Origin of the sequence: Ensifer sp. Root954, from assembly GCF_001429005.1 — a bacterium.
GTDB classification, from domain to species: domain Bacteria; phylum Pseudomonadota; class Alphaproteobacteria; order Rhizobiales; family Rhizobiaceae; genus Ensifer; species Ensifer adhaerens.
Window position 1 is genome coordinate 579,137 of record NZ_LMJM01000052.1, and the last position, 20,691, is coordinate 599,827.

At 63.7% G+C, this 20,691-nt stretch carries 18 protein-coding genes; 12 read left to right on the forward strand and 6 right to left on the reverse strand.

Annotated features, from left to right (window positions below):
- Positions 1 to 164 precede the first annotated feature (164 nt).
- Entirely contained in the window at positions 165 to 1,157 is a 993-nt protein-coding gene (locus tag ASE71_RS33425) for a BMP family lipoprotein (protein ID WP_034804831.1), read from the forward strand.
- Positions 1,158 to 1,241: 84 nt separating this feature from the next.
- Here the strand turns inward: ASE71_RS33425 and ASE71_RS33430 are convergent, their stop codons facing one another.
- A complete protein-coding gene (locus ASE71_RS33430; protein WP_034804834.1) occupies positions 1,242 to 1,451 on the reverse strand; it encodes a SlyX family protein in 210 nt (69 codons plus the stop codon).
- Between the two features lie 75 nt (positions 1,452 to 1,526).
- Positions 1,527 to 2,258, reverse strand: a complete 732-nt coding sequence (locus ASE71_RS33435; protein ID WP_034804837.1) for a sulfate transporter family protein — start codon at positions 2,256 to 2,258, stop codon at positions 1,527 to 1,529.
- Positions 2,259 to 2,452: 194 nt separating this feature from the next.
- Here ASE71_RS33435 and ASE71_RS33440 point away from each other — a divergent pair, with 194 nt between their 5' ends.
- From ASE71_RS33440 to ASE71_RS33450, 3 genes are read left to right on the forward strand one after another with little or no spacing between them, the layout of a single operon-like run.
- Positions 2,453 to 3,814 (forward strand): amidase, encoded by a 1,362-nt coding sequence (locus ASE71_RS33440; protein ID WP_034804840.1) that lies wholly within the window; start codon positions 2,453 to 2,455, stop codon positions 3,812 to 3,814.
- Complete coding sequence (locus ASE71_RS33445) at positions 3,811 to 4,722, forward strand: ROK family protein (protein ID WP_060519468.1); 912 nt, start codon at positions 3,811 to 3,813, stop codon at positions 4,720 to 4,722. The genes ASE71_RS33440 and ASE71_RS33445 overlap by 4 nt, the downstream gene beginning before the upstream one ends.
- On the forward strand, positions 4,719 to 5,453 hold the full coding sequence (locus ASE71_RS33450; protein ID WP_034804846.1) for a copper homeostasis protein CutC: 735 nt from the start codon (positions 4,719 to 4,721) through the stop codon (positions 5,451 to 5,453). Before ASE71_RS33445 ends, ASE71_RS33450 begins: the two co-directional genes overlap by 4 nt.
- Positions 5,454 to 5,539: 86 nt before the next feature.
- Here ASE71_RS33450 and nagA read toward each other — a convergent pair whose 3' ends face one another.
- Genes nagA through ASE71_RS33470 form a run of 4 tightly spaced genes read right to left on the reverse strand, consistent with a single transcriptional unit; the run spans position 5,540 to position 9,398 of the window.
- Complete coding sequence (gene nagA, locus ASE71_RS33455) at positions 5,540 to 6,700, reverse strand: N-acetylglucosamine-6-phosphate deacetylase (protein ID WP_060519466.1); 1,161 nt, start codon at positions 6,698 to 6,700, stop codon at positions 5,540 to 5,542.
- On the reverse strand, positions 6,697 to 7,719 hold the full coding sequence (locus ASE71_RS33460; protein WP_043626593.1) for an SIS domain-containing protein: 1,023 nt from the start codon (positions 7,717 to 7,719) through the stop codon (positions 6,697 to 6,699). Before ASE71_RS33460 ends, nagA begins: the two co-directional genes overlap by 4 nt.
- Before the next feature lie 33 nt (positions 7,720 to 7,752).
- Positions 7,753 to 8,517, reverse strand: coding sequence for a GntR family transcriptional regulator (locus tag ASE71_RS33465; RefSeq protein WP_034804855.1), 765 nt, complete (start codon positions 8,515 to 8,517; stop codon positions 7,753 to 7,755).
- Entirely contained in the window at positions 8,514 to 9,398 is an 885-nt protein-coding gene (locus ASE71_RS33470; protein WP_060519464.1) for an N-acetylglucosamine kinase, read from the reverse strand. The genes ASE71_RS33465 and ASE71_RS33470 overlap by 4 nt, the downstream gene beginning before the upstream one ends.
- 198 nt (positions 9,399 to 9,596) lie before the next feature.
- On the opposite strand from ASE71_RS33470, the gene ASE71_RS33475 reads away from it, so the two are divergent.
- From ASE71_RS33475 to ASE71_RS33510, 8 genes are all read left to right on the forward strand, one after another.
- Entirely contained in the window at positions 9,597 to 10,493 is an 897-nt protein-coding gene (locus ASE71_RS33475; protein WP_060519462.1) for an N-acetylmuramic acid 6-phosphate etherase, read from the forward strand.
- 57 nt (positions 10,494 to 10,550) lie between these two features.
- Positions 10,551 to 11,810, forward strand: coding sequence for an ABC transporter substrate-binding protein (locus ASE71_RS33480; protein ID WP_034804866.1), 1,260 nt, complete (start codon positions 10,551 to 10,553; stop codon positions 11,808 to 11,810).
- A 342-nt stretch (positions 11,811 to 12,152) separates the two neighbouring features.
- Positions 12,153 to 13,103, forward strand: a complete 951-nt coding sequence (locus ASE71_RS33485; RefSeq protein ID WP_034804869.1) for a carbohydrate ABC transporter permease — start codon at positions 12,153 to 12,155, stop codon at positions 13,101 to 13,103.
- Between the two features lie 11 nt (positions 13,104 to 13,114).
- The gene (locus ASE71_RS33490; RefSeq protein WP_060519460.1) at positions 13,115 to 13,954 is read left to right on the forward strand and encodes a carbohydrate ABC transporter permease; all 840 of its coding nucleotides are present in this window, start codon (positions 13,115 to 13,117) and stop codon (positions 13,952 to 13,954) included.
- A complete protein-coding gene (locus ASE71_RS33495; protein WP_060519458.1) occupies positions 13,951 to 15,015 on the forward strand; it encodes a Gfo/Idh/MocA family protein in 1,065 nt (354 codons plus the stop codon). The genes ASE71_RS33490 and ASE71_RS33495 overlap by 4 nt, the downstream gene beginning before the upstream one ends.
- A gap of 13 nt (positions 15,016 to 15,028) precedes the next feature.
- Positions 15,029 to 16,030: an ABC transporter ATP-binding protein gene (locus ASE71_RS33500; protein ID WP_034804877.1), complete on the forward strand. Its 1,002-nt coding sequence runs from the start codon at positions 15,029 to 15,031 to the stop codon at positions 16,028 to 16,030.
- Between the two features lie 256 nt (positions 16,031 to 16,286).
- Positions 16,287 to 17,510 carry an efflux RND transporter periplasmic adaptor subunit gene (locus tag ASE71_RS33505; RefSeq protein ID WP_034804880.1) on the forward strand — a complete coding sequence of 408 codons (1,224 nt, stop codon included), beginning with the start codon at positions 16,287 to 16,289 and terminating at the stop codon, positions 17,508 to 17,510.
- A 9-nt stretch (positions 17,511 to 17,519) separates the two neighbouring features.
- Positions 17,520 to 20,660: an efflux RND transporter permease subunit gene (locus tag ASE71_RS33510; protein WP_034804897.1), complete on the forward strand. Its 3,141-nt coding sequence runs from the start codon at positions 17,520 to 17,522 to the stop codon at positions 20,658 to 20,660.
- The last annotated feature ends 31 nt before the right edge of the window (positions 20,661 to 20,691 follow it).

Consider the following 20,691-nt stretch of genomic DNA (forward strand, 5'->3'; position numbering starts at 1 on the left):
TCAATTTTTACCATCTGAAAAATTTTGAGTGTTTTTTTGCCGTGACCGTGCAAGGATGCGCCACCCTAGCCCCAAGGAGAAGGGGGTGGGTTCCGCAGACAGGCTTCCGTCAGGGAGCCGGCGGGAGGACCCAATAAGATCAATAGCGACAACAGGGCTGCACGATGAAAAAAACAATTCTCGGTCTTTTTGCCTTTTCGATGATGTCCGCCACGGCACTGGCCGCCGACATCAAGCCGGCGATCATCTACGATCTCGGCGGCAAGTTCGACAAATCCTTCAACGAGGCTGCCTTTAACGGCGCCGAGAAGTTCAAGACGGAATCGGGCGTCGAATACCGCGAGTTCGAAATCGCCAACGATGCCCAGCGCGAACAGGCGCTGCGCCGCTTCGCCAGCGACGGCAACAGCCCGATCGTCATGGCCGGCTTCAACTGGGCGGCTTCGCTCGAGAAGATCGCGCCGGAATATCCGGATATCAAGTTCGCGATCATCGACATGGTCGTCGAGAAGCCGAACGTCAAGTCGGTCGTCTTCAAGGAACAGGAAGGCTCCTACCTCGTCGGCGTTCTCGCCGGTCTCGCTTCCAAGTCGAAGACCGTCAGCTTCGTCGGCGGCATGGACGTTCCGCTGATCCACAAGTTCGCCTGTGGCTACGTTGGCGGCGCCAAGTCGACCGGCGCTGACGTCAAGGTTCTGGAAGCCTACACCGGCACGACGCCGGACGCCTGGAACGACCCGGTCAAGGGCGGCGAAATCGCCAAGTCCCAGATCGACCAGGGCTCGGATGTCGTCTACCACGCAGCGGGCGGCACCGGTGTCGGCGTTCTGCAGGCAGCCGCAGATGCGGGCAAGCTCGGCATCGGCGTCGATAGCAACCAGAACGCCCTGCAGCCGGGCAAGGTCCTGACCTCGATGCTGAAGCGCGTCGACGTCGCCGTCTACGAAGCCTTCACGGCAGCCAAGAACGACAAGTTCGAGTTCGGTATTTCCAACCTCGGCCTCAAGGAAGACGGCGTCGGCTACGCGCTCGACGACAACAACAAGGCGCTGATCACGCCCGAGATGCTCGACGCGGTGGAAAAGGTGAAAGCCGAAATCATTGCCGGCAAGGTCCAGGTCCACGACTACATGAGCGACGAGTCCTGCCCTTACTAAGAGCAGCGCTTGCGTCATGAAAAAGGCCGCCGGTTCATTGGACCGGCGGCCATTTTTTTGCTGGTCCTGACGTGAGCGCGGCGATCAGTAATGCGGCGGCTTCGTGATTGCCGGCGCGTCGAGCGACTGCTCTTCGAGCGTCAGGAACCTTTCAGTCAGCCGGTCGAGCTTGGCGCGCGCCTGCTCGACCACCTTCCATTGCTCGGCAAGCTGATCGGAAAGCTCCTCGATGGTCTTGGCCTGATGGGCCACGGTCTCCTCGAGGCGGGTGATCCGTTCGTCGGTGTTGCTCATTCTTGCAAACTCCATGGGCGCGCGGCGCCGTTTGCCGGCAGATTGGCCACAGCCGGCCTTATGTCAAGCAAGGCCTTATGCCTTCGCCGCCACACGCAGCGAGAACCCGGGATCCCTAGCCGAAAGACGCTTGTGCAGGTGCACCATCAGGCCGGCGGCAAAGAGCGGCGTCAAAAGGTTGACGAAGGGCACAGCCAAGAAGCCCGCGAGCAGCAGACCGGCGAGAAAGACGGTCGAGCGGTGCTTTTCCCGGAAGAGCCGCGCTTCCGCCGGCGCGCGATAGCGCATCGCCGCAAACTCGAAGAATTCGCGGCCGAGCAGATAACCGTTGACCAGGAAGAAGGCGACGAGATTGACGCCCGGAACGAGCAGCAGCACCAGCGCCAGGAGGTTGCCGAGGATCACGACGCCCAGGAACTTCAGTGAGCCGGCAACCGCCTCGCCGAGCGGCAGCGGCCGTCCTGGGGGCTCGTTCGGATAGTCACGCTTCTCGATGACGTCGGCGACGTCATCGAGGAAGAAGCCGGCGATCAGTGCGGTGACGGGCGCAAGAAGCAGGGCGAGCGCCAGGGCCAGGCCAAGGCTTGCGAAGATGCCGAGCACGAAGGTCAGCCAGCCGGCCCAGACGGGTGTGCCCGGCATCAGCGTGTCGATCCAGGGCAAGGCGAGCCAGATGAACACTTCGCGCACCGCAAACCACAGGGCGACAAGCGCAAGGATCGTCAGGCCCAGCACCTTCCAGAAGACCGATCGGGTCTCGGGTGCAAACAGATTGGCAAGCGACAGTCGCGCCGCGTCCAGGATCATCATCGCTCTCCAGCATGGGCCAAGGTTCGATGGTGCATGTAGGCAGAGGCGCTACCGGCGACAAGATAGTCCCGGCAGGCACCCGTCTTTATGCAAGATTCATGCGCCTCGTCTAAGGGAAGCATGGAAAACGCCGGGAGCGGCGATATTGTAGACATACGGGATGCCGGCAGCAGCGCTCCGCGGAGGATGACATGACAGAACAAAAGACACTCGCCAGCCTTTCAGTGCTGGTGCAGAGCGGCAAGCTGGATCCGGTGGAGCTCGCCAAGGAAACCTATGCGGCGATCGACGCACACGGCGATTACGCCATCTTTGTCGAGCTGACGCCGGAGCGCGCGACGCGGGATGCGGAGGCTGCCTCGAAGCGTCTGAGGGCCGGGCGGTCGCTCGGTCTGCTCGACGGCCTGCCGGTCGCCTGGAAGGACCTGTTCGACACCGCCGGCAACGTTACGACCGCCGGCTCGGCCGTGCTTCGGACGAACGCGCCGGCAACGAGCGACGCGCCTGTGGTCGCCGCCGTTTCCGCCGCCGGCATGGTCAGTGTCGGTCGCACCAACCTTAGTGAATTCGCCTTCTCCGGCCTTGGCCTCAACCCGCACTACGGCACGCCGCGCAACCCGGCGGCCACCGACGTCGAGCGCATTCCCGGCGGCTCGTCGTCGGGCTCGGCGGTCGCGGTTGCGGCCGGACTGGTGCCGGCGGCCATCGGTACCGACACCGGCGGATCTGTCCGCATTCCCGCAGCCTTCACCGGCATCGTCGGCTACAAGGCGACGCGCGGCCGCTATGCGATGAAGGGCATTTTTCCGCTGGCTGAAAGCCTCGATTCGCTCGGGCCACTCTGCCACACGGTACAGGATGCCGTCTGGGTGGACGCCGCCATGCACGGGCTGACGGCGCCGACCGTGCGCCGCGCCGACCTCTCGAGCATCGCGCTGGTGATCCCGGAAACAGTGGTGTTCGACGATGCGGAGCCGGAAGTCGTCGAGGCCTTCGAGGACGCGATCAAGCGGCTCGAGAAGGCGGGCGTTGCCGTCAGCCGCCGCGCTTTTCCATCCTTCTCGGCGGTGTTCGGGCTGATGGCCCGCCACGGCGCCCTGGTGACGGCGGAGGCCTATGCGCTGCACCGCGAGCGTCTGGCCGGGCCGGAGGCCAACGCGATGGATCCACGCGTCGTCGCCCGCACGCGGCTCGGCGAGAAGATCTCCATGCCCGACTACATCGCGCTCCTCGACGCGCGCGACCAGCTGATCCACGAGACGGTCGAAAGTCTGAAGCCGAACGAACTCATCGCCCACCCGACGCTGCCCCATGTCGCCCCGCCGATCGCGCCGCTTCTCGAAGACGACGAGCTGTTCTTCAAGATCAACGGCAAGACGCTGCGCAACACCTCGATCGGCAACTTCCTGGATTTCTGCGGCATCTCCATTCCTTGCGGGCTCGGGGCGGCGGAAATGCCGGTCGGCTTCCAGCTTGCGGCCCCGCATCACCAGGACGACCGGCTGCTTTCGGTGGCGCTTTCGGCCGAGGCGATCATCCGGGGTGAGGCATGATCGTCTGTTTCGATATCGGCGGCTCTGCAATCAAAGGCGCGATCGTGCATTCGCGCGACCGGATCTTTCCGTTGCCGCGCCGAACCACGCCGCTTACCAATTTCCGCCAGTTCGTGCAGGCGCTCGAATCGGTTCTGGACGAAGCGGGCGGACACCCGGACTGCGTGGCGATCTCGATCACCGGCGTGATCGATCCCGAGACGCGGCGCATCAAATGCGCCAACATTCCCTGCATCGACGGGCTCGAACTGGTTGCTGAACTCGAGGCGGCGCTGCATCTGCCGGTGAAGATCGCCAATGACGCCGACTGTTTTGCGCTGGCCGAGGCCGGAGCGGGTGCAGGGCGCGGTCATCGCATCGTCTTTGGTGCCATCCTCGGCACCGGGGTCGGCGGCGGCCTTGTCATCGACGGCCGGCTGATCAATGCCGATGGCGGATTCGCCGGCGAATGGGGCCATGGCCCGGCGATCGCGTCGGAGGCCGGGGATCCACCAATGGCGATTTCCGCCTATGCCTGCGGCTGCGGCCAGAAGCGCTGCGTCGATACCGTCGGCGGCGCCCGCGGGCTGGAACGGCTGCACCAGACGGCCCATGGCAAGACGCTTTCGAGCCACGAGATCATCGAGGCCTGGAAGGTTGGCGACGCCGAGGCGAAACGCACGGTCGACCTGCTCGTCGATCTCGTCAGCTCACCGCTGGCGCTCGTCATCAACATCACGGGTGCGACGATCGTGCCCGTCGGCGGCGGCCTTTCCAATGCCGAGGAACTGCTCGCCGAGATCGACAAGGCGGTGCGTAGCCGGATTCTGCGGCGGTTCGACCGGCCGTTGGTTGTGCGCGGCGAATGCCGGATCGAGCCCGGCCTCATCGGCGCGGCGCTGCTCGGGCTTTCAGGAGACAAGGCATGAGCGACATCAAACTCGAAGTCTGCGTCGACGATGCCGACGGGCTTTACGCGGCCATCGAAGGCGGCGCCGACCGGATCGAGCTTTGCGCCGCCCTTTCCGTCGGTGGCCTCACGCCCAATCCCGGCCTTATGGCGCTGGCTGGCCCGCCACGAGTGCCCGTCTACGCGATGATCCGGCCGCGGCCCGGCGACTTCATTTTCTCAACCGCTGACCTCGACGCGATGCGCCGCGATATCGACGCGGTGCGGGATGCCGGTCTGGCCGGCGTCGTGCTCGGCGCCTCGCTTGCCGATGGCCGGCTCGACACGTCGATGCTCACCAAGCTCAGCGGCCATGCGGCCGGACTCGGCATGACGCTGCACCGGGCCTTCGACCTCGTCCCGGATTTCGCCGAGGCGATGGAAATCGCAGTCGACCTTGGCTTCGAGCGCATTCTCACCTCAGGCGGGGCCAGGAGCGCGCCGCAGGCGATCGACCGCCTTAGCGAAATCATCGGCCTTGCCAAGGCCAGGCTGTCGATCATGCCGGGATCCGGCGTCACGCTGAAGACGGTCGACGCTCTGCTCGATCACCTCACGGTCAGCGAGGTGCACTCCTCCTGCTCGATTAGTGAGCCGGCTCAGGATCCACGCTTGGTCGATATGGGGTTCGTTTCTTCCGATCGGCGCCGCACCGATCCGGAGACGGTGCGGGCGATGAAGGTGAAGCTTGCGGCCCGCAGCCCGCGCTGATCGGCGCCTTTCCTTCCCTCATAGGAAAGACCCGGAGAGCGGAGCGCTTTCCGGGTCTTCTTGTCAAATCTTCTCGTAAGCGGCAATCAGGCTGCGTAGACCTGGTCGCCGCCAATCCAGGTGGAGCCCATGCCGAGTTCAGGCGTGAGCAACACGAAATCGGCGTCCGCTCCGGGCTTCAGCCGTCCCTTGTGAGTGGCAAGCCCCATGGCATCGGCCGGATAGGCGGACGCCATGCGAAGGGCTTCCTCGACCGGGAGGCCAAGCTTCTCGTGCACGAAGCGCACCGAAGACAGCATGTCGATGTCGGCGCCGGCAAGCGTGCCGTCGGCAAGCGTCAAGCGGCCACCTTCGCGCAGGATTTCGCGGCCATTGAGCTGGAAGCTCTTCATGTCGGTGCCGATCGGCGACATCGCGTCCGTGACGAGAAAGATCTGGCCCGGCCCCACCTTGGCGCGCAGCGCCACGCCCATCGACGCCGGCTCGACGTGATAGCCGTCGGCAATCAGGCCCGCATGCAGCGTGCCGGTGGCAAGCGCAGCACCGACCACGCCCGGCTCGCGATGGCCGAGACCGCTCATGGCATTGAAGAGGTGAGTGACGGTACGTGCACCCGCCTTGGCGTAGGCGACCGCAGTTTCATAGCCGACATCCGTGTGGCCGAGGCTGACGACGGCACCGGCATCGGCGAGCGCCTTTACCTGCTCCCTCGTGGCGTTTTCCGGCGCCACAGTCACCATCAGGACACCGAGCGCCTTGGCGCAATCGAGCATTTCGGCGAGATCGGCATCGTCCATCGACCGGATCAGTTTCGGATCATGAGCACCCTTGCGCGCGACCGAAAGATGCGGGCCTTCGAGATGCAGCCCGAGGAAACCGGGCACACCGGCCGCCTTTGCCTCAAGGCCGGCCTTGATGGTGGCGCTTCGGATTTCGCGCGTATCGGTGATCAGCGTCGGCAGAAGCGCCGTGGTGCCGAACTTGGCATGGGCCGAGCAGATCTGCCGGATGCCTTCGACGGTCGGCTCCTCGTTCAGAAGCGCACCACCGCCGCCGTTGACCTGCAGGTCGATGAAACCCGGCACCAGCAGCATGCCGTGGGCATCGATCCGTTCGGCGCCGGCGGGAATGTCGGCCGACGCCACGATCGCCTTGACGCGACCAGCTTCGATGACGAGGGCGCAGCCGTCGTGCCATTCGACGCCGTCGAACAGGCGGGCGCCGGTGATTGCCTTCCTCTCGCTCATCTCGTCTCCGTTACCTTCTTGAGGCTTGCCGGCGCATCGGGATTGAGACCGCGCGAACGCGACCAGGCCTCGACGAAACCGTAGAACGGCAGGATCAGCGTCAGCGCGTCGGTGATCGGGTGACCGGTCTCGACGAACGGCAGGCGCTTGGCCTTGGCGGCGAGGTTCGAGGTAGCATGAACCACCGCGCCCTTTTCCGCCATACCGTCGGCAATGCCGGCAACCGACGTCTCGGCCGCATCACGGGCTGCAAGCGTCAGCACCGGGAACTTGGCGCCGACGAGCGCCACCGGTCCGTGCAGCACTTCGGCCGCCGAATAGGCTTCCGCATGCATGCCGGAGGTTTCCTTGAACTTCAGCGCCGCTTCGCTGGCGATGGCGAGCGCCGGGCCGCGGCCAAGCACATAGAGCGATTCGGCTTCGCCGAGATCGTCGGCAAAGGCCTGCCAGTCGAGCTTCACGGCCTTGGCAAACTGGTTCGGCAGGTCGGCGACCGCGCGCTGAAGTGCAGCGTCGCCGGTCCATTCGCCGAGCACGGCAAGGCCGGCGACGATCGAATTGACGTATGACTTCGTGGCGGCAACGGCGATTTCCGGACCGGCCAAGATGTCGAGCGGGTTGGTGCAGGCCTCTGAAATCGGCGACGGCAGCGTGTTGGTGAGCGCGATCGAGACCGCGCCGGCATCGGTCGCAGCCTTTGCCATGGCGACGATATCCGGGCTCTTGCCCGACTGCGAAATCGCGATCGCCGCGGCACCGCCGAGCTTCAGCTTGGCACCGTAGATCGAGGCGAGCGACGGGCCGAGCGAAGCGACGGGCACGCCGGCTTGCAGCTCGATCGCATATTTGAGGAACAGCGCCGCATGGTCGGAGGAGCCGCGGGCGATAGTGACGAGGAAGGCCGGATCCTTGGCGCGCAGTGCGGCGCCGGCCGCCTTGAGCTGGTCGGCGGAGCGTTCCAGCAGACGCTGGGCGGCTTCGGGGATCTCGTCGATTTCTCGGCGCATATTGGTCTGCATGGTCAATTCCCTTTCTTGGCGGAGCCGTCGCTTTTAGGATTCCGACAGCGTCAGTTCCGCGACAAAGTCATAGGCATCGCCCCGGTAGAGCGAGCGGGTGAATTCGACGACGCGTCCCGATGCGAGATAGGAGACACGTTCGATGGAAAGGCCGGCCGAACCGACGGCGACGCCGAGCATCGAGGCATCCGGATCCTTGATGTTGCAGGCGGAGATGCGCTGCACGGCGCGAACCGGTCGCGAGCGGGTCTTGTCGAGCGCAGTATAGAGAGACGAGGTGACGGCCTGCGGGTCCGGCAGGAACTCCGCCGAAATGCTGGCGCGCTCGATGGCAAGCGGCATGTCGTCGGCGATGCGCAGGCGCCCGAGCCGGGCAACCAGCGCGTCGGCCGGAAGGCCGAGCGCCATCATCTCATCCGGAGAGGGGTGAAACAGGCCGCGCTCCAGCCAGCGGGCATGGGTGTTCAGGCCGCGGCGCGCCATGTCTTCCGTGAACGAGGTCAGCCGCGAGAGCGACTGCTGCACCTTGGAGACCGGCTTGACGACGAAGGTGCCGGAGCCGTGGCGGCGAACCAGCAGGCCGTCGCGCACGAGATCGTCCACCGCCTTGCGCACGGTGACGCGGCTGATGTTGGCGTAGTCGGCAAGATCACGCTCGGGCGGCAGAGCGTCGCCGTGGTTCAACTTGCCCGACTGGATCGCGTCTTCGAGCGATTGCCGAAGCTTGAGATAGAGCGGCCCCGACCCTCCGGACTGCAGACCCTCGAGCGGCAGAATGGAAGCGAGCTGGTGCGTCATGCGCCTGCCCTCGCCTGGGTGCCGAAACGCTGGGCGGCAACGGCGACCGATCCGGTCAGCGCGTCGGCTTCCGCCTCGACGAGCAGGGCCTGATGCCGATCGGCAAGCCAGGGGCGATAGAGCGGCGCCAATCCGCCAAGAAGGCACAATCTTTCGCAGCCTCTTGCAACGACGACATCAAGCGCCTCATCCACTGTGAGGGCAGCGGCTTTCAGGATGCGCACGGCAACCGGGTCGCCGGCGGCGGCGCCTTCGAAAACACGCGGCGCATAGCGGCCGAATTCCCCGGGCTTGGCGAGGCGGGCGAAATCGACGACGTCGCGCGCCTCGTTGTTGAATTCGGCAAGGACGCTGTCGGTGACCGCCGAGGCTTCATGAATATTGTCGAAGGCAAGCAGGCTTTCCTGCAGAAGCGCATGGCCGATGCGTGCACCGCTGCCATGGTCGCCGATGGTGAAGCCCCAGCCGCCGACATAGCTGACGGTTTCGCCCTGGCGAAGGATATAGATGCTGCCGGTACCGAGAATAGCGACCGCACCGTCACGATTGCCGAGCGCGCCCTGAAGGGCAATCAAGCCATCGGATTCGATATCGGCTGCGGCGAACGGCAGGCGGCGCTTAACATAATGCACGGCGTCGCCGACATTGTGCCCGGCGACACCGACGATCGCCTTGGCAGCGGTTATGCCCTGGGGATCAAGGCCCGCTTCCATAAAGGCGGCGCGTGCGGCCTCACCGATATTGGCAAGCGCGGTTTCCGGGTCTGTCAGGATATTGGCCGCACCCGCCTTGCCGCGCCCGAGAATGCGCCCGTCCGCCGATGCCACAGCAGCCCGGCAGCTCGTTCCGCCGCCATCGATTCCGATCAGGTAATTTGTCATGAGTACCTCCGCTCATTGAGGATACCAAAAAAATACCAATAACCAAGCCTGAATCCGTCTGCAGTTTCGTTTTCGTTGCAATACGTTGAAATTCAATGGCTAATTTAGCTGTTTAGTTTTTTAAGACGTCAAAACTTAAATTCTGCTGGACAATTGGTATTTTTTTGGCATTAATTTGACCAAGAGGAGATACAACCCATGCCGTCAGCCAAGACCGAAGAGCGCCACGACAACGCCAAGGGCCTGGATCTTATGCATCCGGCGCTGGCGCTCCGGCTGCTCGCGTCCGGCCAGCAGGCGGCCGCCAAGGCCGTCGACGCGGCGATCGAGTCGATTGCGGCTGCCGCATCGCTCGCGGCCGAATCCCTCGCATCCGGCCGGCGTCTCGCCTATGCGGGCGCTGGCAGTTCCGGCCTGATGGCCATGGCCGATGCGCTCGAACTGCCCGGCACCTACGGCATTCCCCAGGACCAGATCGTCGTTCTGCTTGCCGGCGGCACCGCCAGCCTGAGCGACCTTGCGGGCGGCTATGAAGACGACATGGACCTTGCCCGCAACGACGTCCGCAAGGCCGGCATCGGCGCGGGCGACTGCCTTGTTTCCGTTTCCGCCAGCGGCTCCACCCCTTACGCGCTCGCCGCGGCCGACGAGGCCCGCAAGCTGGGCGCCAAGGTGATCGCTGTCGCCAACAATCCTGGTGCGGCGCTGTTCAAGGACGCCGACGTTTCGATCCTTCTGCAGACGCCCCCGGAAGTGGTTTCCGGTTCGACGCGCATGGGTGCCGGTACCGCGCAGAAGATCGCCTTCAACATGTTCTCGACGCTGGTCGGCATTCAACTCGGGCACGTCCTCGACGGCCACATGGTCAACCTGCGCGCCGACAATATCAAGCTGCACGGCCGCGCAATCCGCATCGTTACCGACATTACCGGCATCAGCGCTGGCGAGGCCGGCCGGCTGATCAACATGGCCTCCGGCTCGGTCAAGGTCGCAATCCTTCTCGCCTCTGGCGCGAAGGACGTTGCGGTCGCGGAGGCGGCACTGAAAGAGGCCAGACAGAACCTGCGCCGGGCGATCGATATCGTCACGGCCTGACATAAGCCTGGGATTCAAACCGCGCCAAAACGGCGCAACATAAGAGGGAGAAGCTGAATGACCCGTACGACTATCAAGGGCCTGCTGCTTGCGTCGAGCATTCTCGGCACGGCCGGGCTGGCGCACGCCGAGGACGTGACGCTGACCATCGAAAGCTGGCGCAACGACGACCTGGCGATCTGGCAGGAAAAGCTGATCCCGGCCTTCGAAGCCAAGAACCCGGGCATCAAGGTCAAGTTCGCCCCGATGGCACCGACCGAATACAATGCCGCGCTCAACGCCAAGCTCGACGCCGGCTCCGCAGGCGACCTCGTCACCTGCCGTCCGTTCGACGTCTCGCTCGAACTTTACAACAAGAAGCACCTCGCCGACCTGACGAGCCTGCCGGGCATGGAAAACTTCTCGCCGGTCGCCAAGTCCGCCTGGACCACCGATGACGGCAAGGCCACCTTCTGCGTGCCTATGGCATCGGTCATCCACGGCTTCATCTACAACAAGGACGCCTTCGACCAGCTCGGCATCCAGATCCCGACGACGGAAGCGGAATTCTTCGCTGCCCTCGACAAGATCAAGGCCGACGGTAACTACATCCCGATGGCGATGGGCACCAAGGATCTCTGGGAAGCCGCAACCATGGGCTACCAGAACATCGGCCCGAACTACTGGAAGGGTGAGGAAGGCCGCGCCGCGCTGATCAAGGGCGAGCAGAAGCTGACCGATGAGCCGTGGGTCGAGCCCTACCGCGTTCTTGCCAAGTGGAAGGATTATCTCGGCGACGGCTTCGAAGCCCAGACCTATCCGGACAGCCAGAACCTGTTCACCCTCGGCCGTGCCGCCATCTATCCGGCCGGCTCGTGGGAGATCGGCCTGTTCAACACCCAGGCTCAGTTCAAGATGGGCGCCTTCCCGCCGCCGGTCAAAAACGCTGGCGACACCTGCTACATTTCGGACCACAACGACATCGGTATCGGCCTCAATGCCAAGAGCGCACATGCCGAGCAGGCCAAGACCTTCCTGACCTGGGTTGCTTCGCCTGAGTTCGCCGACATCTACGCCAACGCACTGCCGGGCTTCTTCAGCCTCAACTCGACCCCGGTGAAGATGACCGATCCGCTCGCCCAGGAATTCGTCTCCTGGCGCGAAAAGTGCAAGCCGACGATCCGCTCGACCTACCAGATCCTGGCACGCGGCACCCCGAGCCTGGAAAATGAGACCTGGGTCGAATCGGCCAACGTGATCAACGGCACGGATACGCCTGAGGTTGCCGCCGAGAAGCTGCAGAAGGGCCTCGACGCCTGGTACAAGCCGGCGAAGTAAGACGTAAGCGCAACAGGTTCCCTCCCCTTCTTGGGGAGGGTCGGCCCTACAGCGCCGCACGTTCTGGACGTGCATAGAGCACCTTTAGCCGGATGGATTTAAGGATGCCGTAGGGACCGGGCGGGGCGACATGCCGAATCACGGCACTCCCCCAGCCGAAGCGTCACCGGCCTCCCACAGTGGGAGGCCACCGACGCAGTCGTTTGCAAAAGAACGCGATAGACTTAACCTTCGTCATGAGCCCTCGATAAAGGGGCAGACGGCATGCGGCGCGACCGGCCGCGTGGCGCCGGTGCGCATCATGATTGTCTGGGGACCGGTCTTCTAGAAACGGATGGATCCATGAGTGACGCTCTTTCAGTGCAAGAGGGACAGCCGACCGCAAGGCGGCCGAAACGCTGGCACATCCTCGTCTTCCTGCTGCCGGCCTTCCTGGTCTATTCGGCGGTGATGATCCTGCCGTTGATCGAGACGCTCAGGCTTTCGTTGTTCAACACGGTCGACGGCCAGTCGACCTTTGTCGGCCTTGCGAATTTCCAGACGCTGTTTGGCGAAGAGCGCTGGGCGCACGACTTCTGGAATGCGCTGAAGAACAACGTCATCTTCTTCATCATCCACATGTGCGTGCAGAACCCGATCGGCGTTGCGCTCGCCGCCATGTTGTCGATCCCGAAGCTGCGCTTCGTCACCTTTTACCGCACGGCGATCTTCCTGCCGACGCTGCTCTCCTTCGTGATCGTCGGCTTCATCTGGAAGCTGATCCTGTCGCCGATCTGGGGCGTGGCACCCGGCATGCTCGACCTCGTCGGCCTAAAGTCGCTGTTTGCCCCCTGGCTCGGCAAGCCGGGCTCGGCGCTCATCACCGTGTCGCTGATCTCGGTCTGGCAATATGTCGGCATCCCGATGATGCTGATCTATGCCGCCCTGCTCAACATTCCGGATGAGGTAATCGAGGCTGCCGAATGCGACGGCGTCACCGGCTGGAGCCAGTTCTGGAAGATCAAGCTGCCGCTGATCCTGCCGGCCATCGGCATCATCTCGATCCTGACCTTCGTCGGCAACTTCAACGCCTTCGACCTGGTCTACACGGTGCAGGGCGCGCTTGCCGGTCCCGACGGCTCGACCGACATTCTCGGTACGCTGCTCTACCGCACCTTCTTCGGTTTCCAGCTGCAGCTCGGCGACCGCTCGATGGGCGCGACGATCGCCACGGTGATGTTCCTCATCATCCTCGCCGGCGTCTCGCTCTACCTCTTCGTCATTCAGCGCCGCATGCGCCGCTACCAGTTCTGAGGAGACCGGAGATGTCGAAAGTACGCGATTCATTTCTCCGCACCGGCTTCGTGCATGCAGCGCTCATCGCCTACACGCTCATCTCGCTGTTTCCGGTGTTCCTGACGATCATCAACTCGTTCAAGGATCGCAACGCGATCTTTCGGGCGCCGCTGACGATCCCGACGCCGCAGACCTTCAGCCTGATCGGCTATCAGACCGTCCTCGGCCAGGGCGACTTCGCCACCTATTTCCAGAACAGCTTCATCGTCACGATCGTCTCGATCGCGCTGGTTCTGCTCTTCGGGGCGATGGCCGCCTTCGCGCTGTCGGAATACCGCTTCCGTGGCAACACGCTGATGGGCCTTTATCTCGCGATCGGCATCATGATCCCGATCCGTCTCGGCACCGTCGCAATTCTGCAGGGCATGGTCGCTGCCAACCTCGTCAACACGCTGACGGCACTGATCCTCGTCTATACGGCCCAAGGCCTGCCGCTCGCAATCTTCATTCTCTCGGAGTTCATGCGCACGGTCTCGGATGACTTGAAGAACGCCGGGCGCATCGACGGGTTGTCGGAGTATTCGATCTTCTTCCGCCTGGTTCTGCCGCTCGTCCGTCCGGCCATGGCAACCGTCGCGGTCTTCACGATGATCCCGATCTGGAACGACCTCTGGTTCCCGCTGATCCTCGCACCGGCGGAAACCACCAAGACCGTGACGCTCGGCTCGCAGATCTTCATCGGCCAGTTCGTCACCAACTGGAACGCGGTTCTGGCGGCGCTGTCGCTCGCCATCCTTCCGGTTCTCGTCCTCTACGTCATCTTCTCGCGGCAACTGATCCGCGGCATCACGGCAGGAGCAGTCAAGTGAGTGCAAGCAGCAAACCGGTCCGGGTCCTCGTCGCGGGGCTCGGCAACATGGGGCGCAGCCATGCGCTCGCCTATCACAACAATCCCGGCTTCGAGATCGTCGGCCTCGTCAACCGCTCGAAGGTGCCGCTGCCGGAGGAACTGAGCGGCTACACGATCCATCCGGACTTCAAGACGGCCCTGGCCGAATTGAAGCCCGAGCTCTGCTCGATCTGCACCTATTCTGACAGCCATGCGGACTTTGCGGTCATGGCGTTCGAGGCCGGCGCCGACGTCTTCGTCGAAAAGCCGCTCGCAACCACCGTCGCCGACGCCGAGCGCGTCGTCGCGGCTGCGAAGAAGCACGGCCGCAAGCTGGTGATCGGCTACATCCTGCGCCATCACCCCTCGTGGATCCGGCTGATCGCCGAAGCGCGCAAGCTCGGCGGTCCCTATGTCTTCCGCATGAACCTGAACCAGCAGTCCAGCGGCCCGACCTGGGAGACGCACAAGTCGCTGATGAAGACGACGTCGCCGATCGTCGATTGCGGCGTGCACTATGTCGACGTCATGTGCCAGATCACCGACGCCAAGCCGGTGGAAGTGCGCGGCATGGGGCTCCGCCTCTCTGACGAGATCGCGCCCGACATGTACAATTACGGCCACCTGCAGGTGATCTTCGAGGATGGTTCGGCCGGCTGGTACGAAGCCGGCTGGGGGCCGATGATCTCGGAAACCGCCTTCTTCGTGAAGGACGTGATGTCGCCGAAGGGATCGGTGTCGATCGTCATGGACCAGAATGCCAAGTCCGACGACATCGACATGCACACCAAAACCGCGGTGATCCGGCTGCACAATGCCGAAACCGGTCCCGATGGCCGTTTCCTGAAAGCCGACGAGGACCTGAAGATGGACGGCGAGCCCGGCCACCAGGAACTCTGCGACCGCGAGCAGGCCTATGTGCTGAAGGCCATTCGCGAAAACATCGACCTCGACCGTCACATGAACGACGCCGTGCAGTCGCTACGCATCTGCCTCGCCGCAGACGAAAGCGTGCGCACCGGCAGACCAGTCAAACTTTAAAGGGGGCAACCAGGTGGGATCGCTTCAACTCAAATCCATCCGCAAGGCCTACGGTAGCCATGAGGTGCTGAAGGGCATCGACCTCGAGGTGAAGGACGGCGAGTTCGTCATCTTCGTCGGCCCGTCGGGCTGCGGCAAGTCGACCTTGCTGCGCACCATCGCCGGTCTCGAGGACGCGACCTCCGGCAGCGTGCAGATCGACGGCACGGAAGTCGGCCACGTGGCGCCCGCCAAGCGCGGCATCGCCATGGTGTTCCAGTCCTACGCGCTCTATCCGCACCTGTCGGTGAAGGACAATATGGGCCTTGGCCTGAAACAGGCCGGCGCTCCGAAGGCGGAGATCGAGGACAAGGTCGGCAAGGCAGCGAACATGCTGTCGCTCGATCCCTACCTCGCCCGTCGCCCGGCGGAGCTTTCGGGCGGCCAGCGTCAGCGCGTGGCGATCGGCCGCGCGATCGTGCGCGAACCGAAGCTCTTCCTGTTCGACGAGCCGCTTTCGAACCTAGACGCGGCGCTGCGCGTCAACACCCGGCTTGAGATTGCCCGGCTGCATCGAAGCCTGAAGGCAACGATGATCTACGTGACCCACGACCAGGTGGAGGCGATGACGCTCGCCGACAAGATCGTCGTCCTCAACGCCGGCCAGATCGAACAGATCGGCTCGCCGATGGATCTCTACAATCGCCCGGCCAACGTCTTCGTCGCTGGCTTCATCGGCTCGCCGCAGATGAACTTCATCGAGGGCGCCCGGCTCGGGGATGTCAAAGCCAAGACGATCGGCATCCGCCCGGAGCACATGGCGCTTTCACGCGAGAGCGGCGACTGGAAGGGCAAGGTCGTGCATGTCGAGCACCTCGGCGCCGACACCATCGTCTATATCGATTCCGAGCAGGTCGGCACCATCACCGTCCGCCTCTTCGGCGAACATCGCTACGCGCCTGACGACATCGTTTATGCGACGCCGACGGTCGGTGCCATGCACCGTTTCGGCGACGACGACCGCGTCCTCGCCTGATCCGTTTTGAGGCTAAGGCCTCATCACAGCTGCGTGAAAACCAGCCGCCACGGGACTAACCCCTTGTGGCGGCTTATTTATTTTTTGAATAGCCGTGCTGAATGACTCTGTTGCGCTGCAAAGCGATTTAACATACATTTGTGTTTGTATATTAGCTTTCCGGTATTTTCCCCAAGCAATACCGGTCTCGCTCCCCTTCACTTCCGGACCGCACGGGCACCTTGCGAGATGCACCTGTCGCCTGCGGTCACCGAATATGGACATCGCTATGCGCATGAACCGACCGACACTGGCCGCCGCCTTGGCAACTGTGATTCTTCTTTCCGGCTGCCAGAAAGAGGAAGCACAACAGGGCGCCGCCGCATTCCCACCGTCCGCCGTCGCGGTCTTCACGACCAAGACCGAAACCCTGCCGATCACCAACGAGCTTCCGGGCCGCATCGCCGCGACCCGTGTCGCCGAGGTCCGTCCGCGCGTTTCCGGCATTGTCGTCGAACGCGTCTTCCAGCAGGGCTCCAAGGTCAATGCCGGTGACGTGCTCTACCGCATCGATCCCGCGCCCTTCCGCGTCCAGGTCGAAAAGGCAGAGGCAACGCTTCGGCGCGCCCAATCCATTCGCCAGCAGGCCCAGCAGAAGGCCGATCGCCAGGAGCAGCTGAAGAAGGCGAACGTCGTCGCCGCGCAGCAGCTGGAAGATGCGGCTGCGCTGCTAGCTACCGCCGACGCCGATGTCGCGATCGCCGAAGCCGGCCTCGCTGCGGCCAAGCTCGACCTGCAATATGCCGACGTGACGGCACCGATCAGCGGCCGCATCGGCCGTGCGCTGATCACCGAAGGCGCGCTCGTCAGCACCAACAGCTCGGAAAATCTCGCGACGATCCAGCAGCTCGACCCGCTCTACGCCGACTTCACCCAGTCGGCGACCGACCTCATCCGCCTGCGCAAGGCGCTCGAGGACGGCCAGATGATGAACGGCGACGGCGAGGAAGCCGAAGTCCAGCTCGTGCTCGACGACGGCACCACCTATGAGCACAAGGGCAAGCTCCTGTTCTCGGAAGCCGCCGTCGACGCGACGACCGGCCAGGTGACCCTGCGCGGCGAATTCCCGAACCCCGACAACGACCTGCTTCCCGGCATGTATGTTCGCGTACTTGTGCAGCAGGGCGTCGAGAAGGACGCGATCACCGTTCCGCAGCAGGCCGTCCAGCGCAACAACGCCGGCCAGTCGCAGGTTTATGTCGTCGGCGCCGACAACAAGGTCGAGTTCCGCAACGTGACCCTCGGCCGCACGATCGGCACCCGCTGGCAGGTGACCTCCGGCATCAAGGCCGGCGAAAAGGTCATCGTCGAAGGCTTCCAGAAGATCGGCCCCGGTGCTCCCGTCGAGCCGACGGACTGGAACCCGGACGCCAAGCCGACTGCCGAAGCAGCGCAGACGACGGCCGCTGCCGACGAAAAGCCTGCCGAAGCTACAAAGTGAGTTTGATTGATGCCTAGTTTTTTCATCGACAGGCCTATTTTTGCCTGGGTGGTGGCGATCTTCATCATGGTCGCCGGCGTCATTGCGATTCCGCTTCTGCCGGTATCGCAATATCCTGACGTCGCGCCGCCGCAGATCTCCATCAACACGAGCTACCCCGGCGCCTCGTCGCAAGACACCTATCAGAGCGTCACGCGACTGATCGAAGACGAGCTGAACGGCGTCGAAGGCCTGCTCTATTTCGAGTCGACCTCCAGCGCCTCCGGCTCGGTCGAAATCAGCGCCACCTTTGCACCGGGCACCGATCCGGGACAGGCGGCCGTCGACATCCAGAACCGCGTTCGCCGCGTCGAACCGCGCCTGCCCGATTCGGTCAAGCGCCAGGGCGTCCAGGTCGATGAAGCCGGCTCCGGCTTCCTGATGATCGTGGCGCTCACCTCGACCGACGGCTCGATGGACGCCATCGGTCTCGGCGACTATCTAAGCCGCAACGTGCTTAGCGAAATTCAGCGCGTGCCCGGCGTCGGCCGTGCGCAGCTGTTTGCCACGGAACGCTCGATGCGCGTCTGGCTCGATCCGGACAAGATGCTGGGTCTGAACCTGACGGCTGCGGACGTGACCAATGCGATCACGGCGCAGAACGCCCAGATCGCTTCGGGCTCGATCGGCGCACAGCCGAACCCGATCACCCAGCAGATCAGCGCGCCCGTCGTCGTCAAGGGTCAGCTCGAAAGCGCCGAAGAGTTCGGTGCGATCGTGCTTCGCGCCAATCCGGACGGCTCCTCCGTCCGCCTGCGCGACGTTGCCCGCATCGAGATCGGTGGCGAAAGCTACGCCTTCTCGACGCGCCTGAACGGCAAGCCGTCGGCGGCTATCGCCGTCCAGCTTTCGCCGAGCGGCAACGCCATGTCGACCTCGGCCGCCATCAAGGAACGCATGGACGAACTGGCGAAGTTCTTCCCGCAGGGCCTCGAATATTCGGTTCCCTACGACACCTCGCCCTTCGTCGCCGTTTCCATCGAGAAGGTGCTTTCGACGCTGGTCGAAGCGGTCGCGCTGGTGTTCATCGTGATGTTCCTGTTCTTGCAGAACATCCGCTACACCATCATCCCGACGCTCGTCGTGCCGGTGGCGCTCCTCGGCACCTGCGCGGTCATGCTGGCGATGGGCTTCTCGATCAACGTTCTGACCATGTTCGGCATGGTGCTGGCGATCGGCATTCTCGTCGACGATGCGATCATCGTCGTCGAAAACGTCGAACGCATCATGTCCGAGGAAGGGGCAACGCCGAAAGAAGCCACCCGCAAGGCGATGAAGCAGATCACCGGCGCCGTCATCGGCATCACGCTGGTTCTCGCCTCGGTGTTCATTCCGATGGCCTTCTTCCCGGGCGCGGTCGGTGTGATCTATCGCCAGTTCTCGCTGACGATGGTCGTCTCGATCCTGTTCTCCGCACTTCTCGCTTTGTCGCTGACACCGGCGCTCTGCGCGAGCTTCCTGAAGCAGGTTCCGAAGGGTCATCATCACGCCAAGCGTGGCTTCTTCGGCTGGTTCAACCGCTCGTTCGACAAGACGTCGCACGGCTATAGCGGCATCGTGAAGCGCCTGGTCCACCGGACCGGTCGCTACATGATCGTCTATGTCGCGGTGCTCGCCGGTCTCGGCTGGCTGTTCATGAAGCTGCCGTCGTCGTTCCTTCCGGACGAAGACCAGGGCTTCGTGATCGTCATGATGCAGTTGCCGTCGGAAGCGACCGGCAACCGCACGACCGAGGTGGTGGAGCAGGCCGAGAAGATCTTTGGCCAGGAAACGGCAGTCGAACGCATCATCGCGATCAACGGCTTCTCCTTCTTCGGTACCGGCCAGAACGCAGCGCTCGCCTTCGTGACGCTGAAGGACTGGAAGGAACGTGACGCCGACAACGCCGCACAGTCGATCGCCATGCGGGCGACGATGGCGATGAGCCAGATCAAGGATGCGATCAGCTTCGCGCTGTCGCCGCCGGCGATCCAGGGCCTCGGCACCACCGGCGGCTTCTCGTTCCGCCTGCAGGACCGTGGCGGTCTCGGCCAGGCGGCGCTGTCGCAGGCCCGCGACCAGCTGCTCGGCATGGCTGCTGAGAGCAAGGTGCTCTCCGGCGTCCGCTTCGAGGGCATGCCCGATGCGGCTCAGGTCAGCGTCACGATCGATCGCGAGAAGGCCAACACCTTCGGTGTGACCTTCGCCGATATCAACTCGACGATCTCGACCAACCTCGGCTCGTCCTACGTCAACGACTTCCCCAATGCCGGACGCATGCAGCGCGTAACGGTGCAGGCGGACGAAGGTCAGCGCATGCAGACCGCCGACCTCCTGAACCTCAACGTCCGCAACGCCAATGGCGGCATGGTGCCCCTGTCGGCCTTCGCGACGGTGGAGTGGGTCAAGGCGTCGACCCAGACGATCGGCTACAACGGCTACCCGTCGGTCCGTATCAGCGGCGAAGCCGCCCACGGCTACTCCTCGGGTGACGCGATCGCCGAGATGCAACGGCTGGCGGGCCAGTTGCCTGCAGGTTTCGGTTACGAATGGACTGGCCAGTCGCTGCAGGAAATCCAGTCCGGCACCCAGGCGCCTCTCCTGATCGCGCTGTCGTGCCTTCTGGTGTTCCTGTGCCTTGCAGCCCTCTATGAGAGCTGGTCGATCCCGGTGGCGGTGATCATGGTCGTTCCCCTCGGCGTCATCGGTTCGGTGCTCGCCGTGATGATGCGCGACATGCCGAACGACGTCTACTTCAAGGTCGGCCTGATCGCGATCATCGGTCTCTCGGCCAAGAACGCGATCCTGATCATCGAGTTCGCCAAGGAACTGCGTGAGCAGGGCAAGTCGCTGATCGACGCGACGCTGGAGGCGGCACATCTTCGCTTCCGGCCGATCCTGATGACGTCGCTGGCCTTCACGCTCGGTGTTCTGCCGCTGGCAATCGCCACGGGTGCCAGCTCCGGCAGCCAGCGCGCCATCGGCACGGGCGTCATGGGCGGGATGATCTCGGCAACGGTGCTCGCCATCTTCTTCGTTCCTGTCTTCTTCGTGTTCGTCACGAAGCTTTTCAGCCGAAAGAAGGTGGAGAACACACCGACAGCCGCAGAAAACCCGACACCCGCCGAATAAAACAAGACTGGACGGCCCGCCTCTGGCGGGG

What these genes read in the sequence shown, in the direction of transcription:
- nagA (WP_060519466.1), bottom strand. Translation starts at nt 6,700, where the DNA reads ATGAGCGAGAGGAAGGCAATCACCGGCGCCCGCCTGTTCGACGGCGTC.
- ASE71_RS33510 (WP_034804897.1), top strand. Translation starts at nt 17,520, where the DNA reads ATGCCTAGTTTTTTCATCGACAGGCCTATTTTTGCCTGGGTGGTGGCG.
- ASE71_RS33485 (WP_034804869.1), top strand. Translation starts at nt 12,153, where the DNA reads ATGAGTGACGCTCTTTCAGTGCAAGAGGGACAGCCGACCGCAAGGCGG.
- ASE71_RS33425 (WP_034804831.1), top strand. Translation starts at nt 165, where the DNA reads ATGAAAAAAACAATTCTCGGTCTTTTTGCCTTTTCGATGATGTCCGCC.
- ASE71_RS33450 (WP_034804846.1), top strand. Translation starts at nt 4,719, where the DNA reads ATGAGCGACATCAAACTCGAAGTCTGCGTCGACGATGCCGACGGGCTT.
- ASE71_RS33480 (WP_034804866.1), top strand. Translation starts at nt 10,551, where the DNA reads ATGACCCGTACGACTATCAAGGGCCTGCTGCTTGCGTCGAGCATTCTC.
- ASE71_RS33505 (WP_034804880.1), top strand. Translation starts at nt 16,287, where the DNA reads ATGGACATCGCTATGCGCATGAACCGACCGACACTGGCCGCCGCCTTG.
- ASE71_RS33465 (WP_034804855.1), bottom strand. Translation starts at nt 8,517, where the DNA reads ATGACGCACCAGCTCGCTTCCATTCTGCCGCTCGAGGGTCTGCAGTCC.
- ASE71_RS33470 (WP_060519464.1), bottom strand. Translation starts at nt 9,398, where the DNA reads ATGACAAATTACCTGATCGGAATCGATGGCGGCGGAACGAGCTGCCGG.
- ASE71_RS33445 (WP_060519468.1), top strand. Translation starts at nt 3,811, where the DNA reads ATGATCGTCTGTTTCGATATCGGCGGCTCTGCAATCAAAGGCGCGATC.
- ASE71_RS33460 (WP_043626593.1), bottom strand. Translation starts at nt 7,719, where the DNA reads ATGCAGACCAATATGCGCCGAGAAATCGACGAGATCCCCGAAGCCGCC.
- ASE71_RS33475 (WP_060519462.1), top strand. Translation starts at nt 9,597, where the DNA reads ATGCCGTCAGCCAAGACCGAAGAGCGCCACGACAACGCCAAGGGCCTG.
- ASE71_RS33435 (WP_034804837.1), bottom strand. Translation starts at nt 2,258, where the DNA reads ATGATCCTGGACGCGGCGCGACTGTCGCTTGCCAATCTGTTTGCACCC.
- ASE71_RS33490 (WP_060519460.1), top strand. Translation starts at nt 13,115, where the DNA reads ATGTCGAAAGTACGCGATTCATTTCTCCGCACCGGCTTCGTGCATGCA.
- ASE71_RS33430 (WP_034804834.1), bottom strand. Translation starts at nt 1,451, where the DNA reads ATGAGCAACACCGACGAACGGATCACCCGCCTCGAGGAGACCGTGGCC.
- ASE71_RS33440 (WP_034804840.1), top strand. Translation starts at nt 2,453, where the DNA reads ATGACAGAACAAAAGACACTCGCCAGCCTTTCAGTGCTGGTGCAGAGC.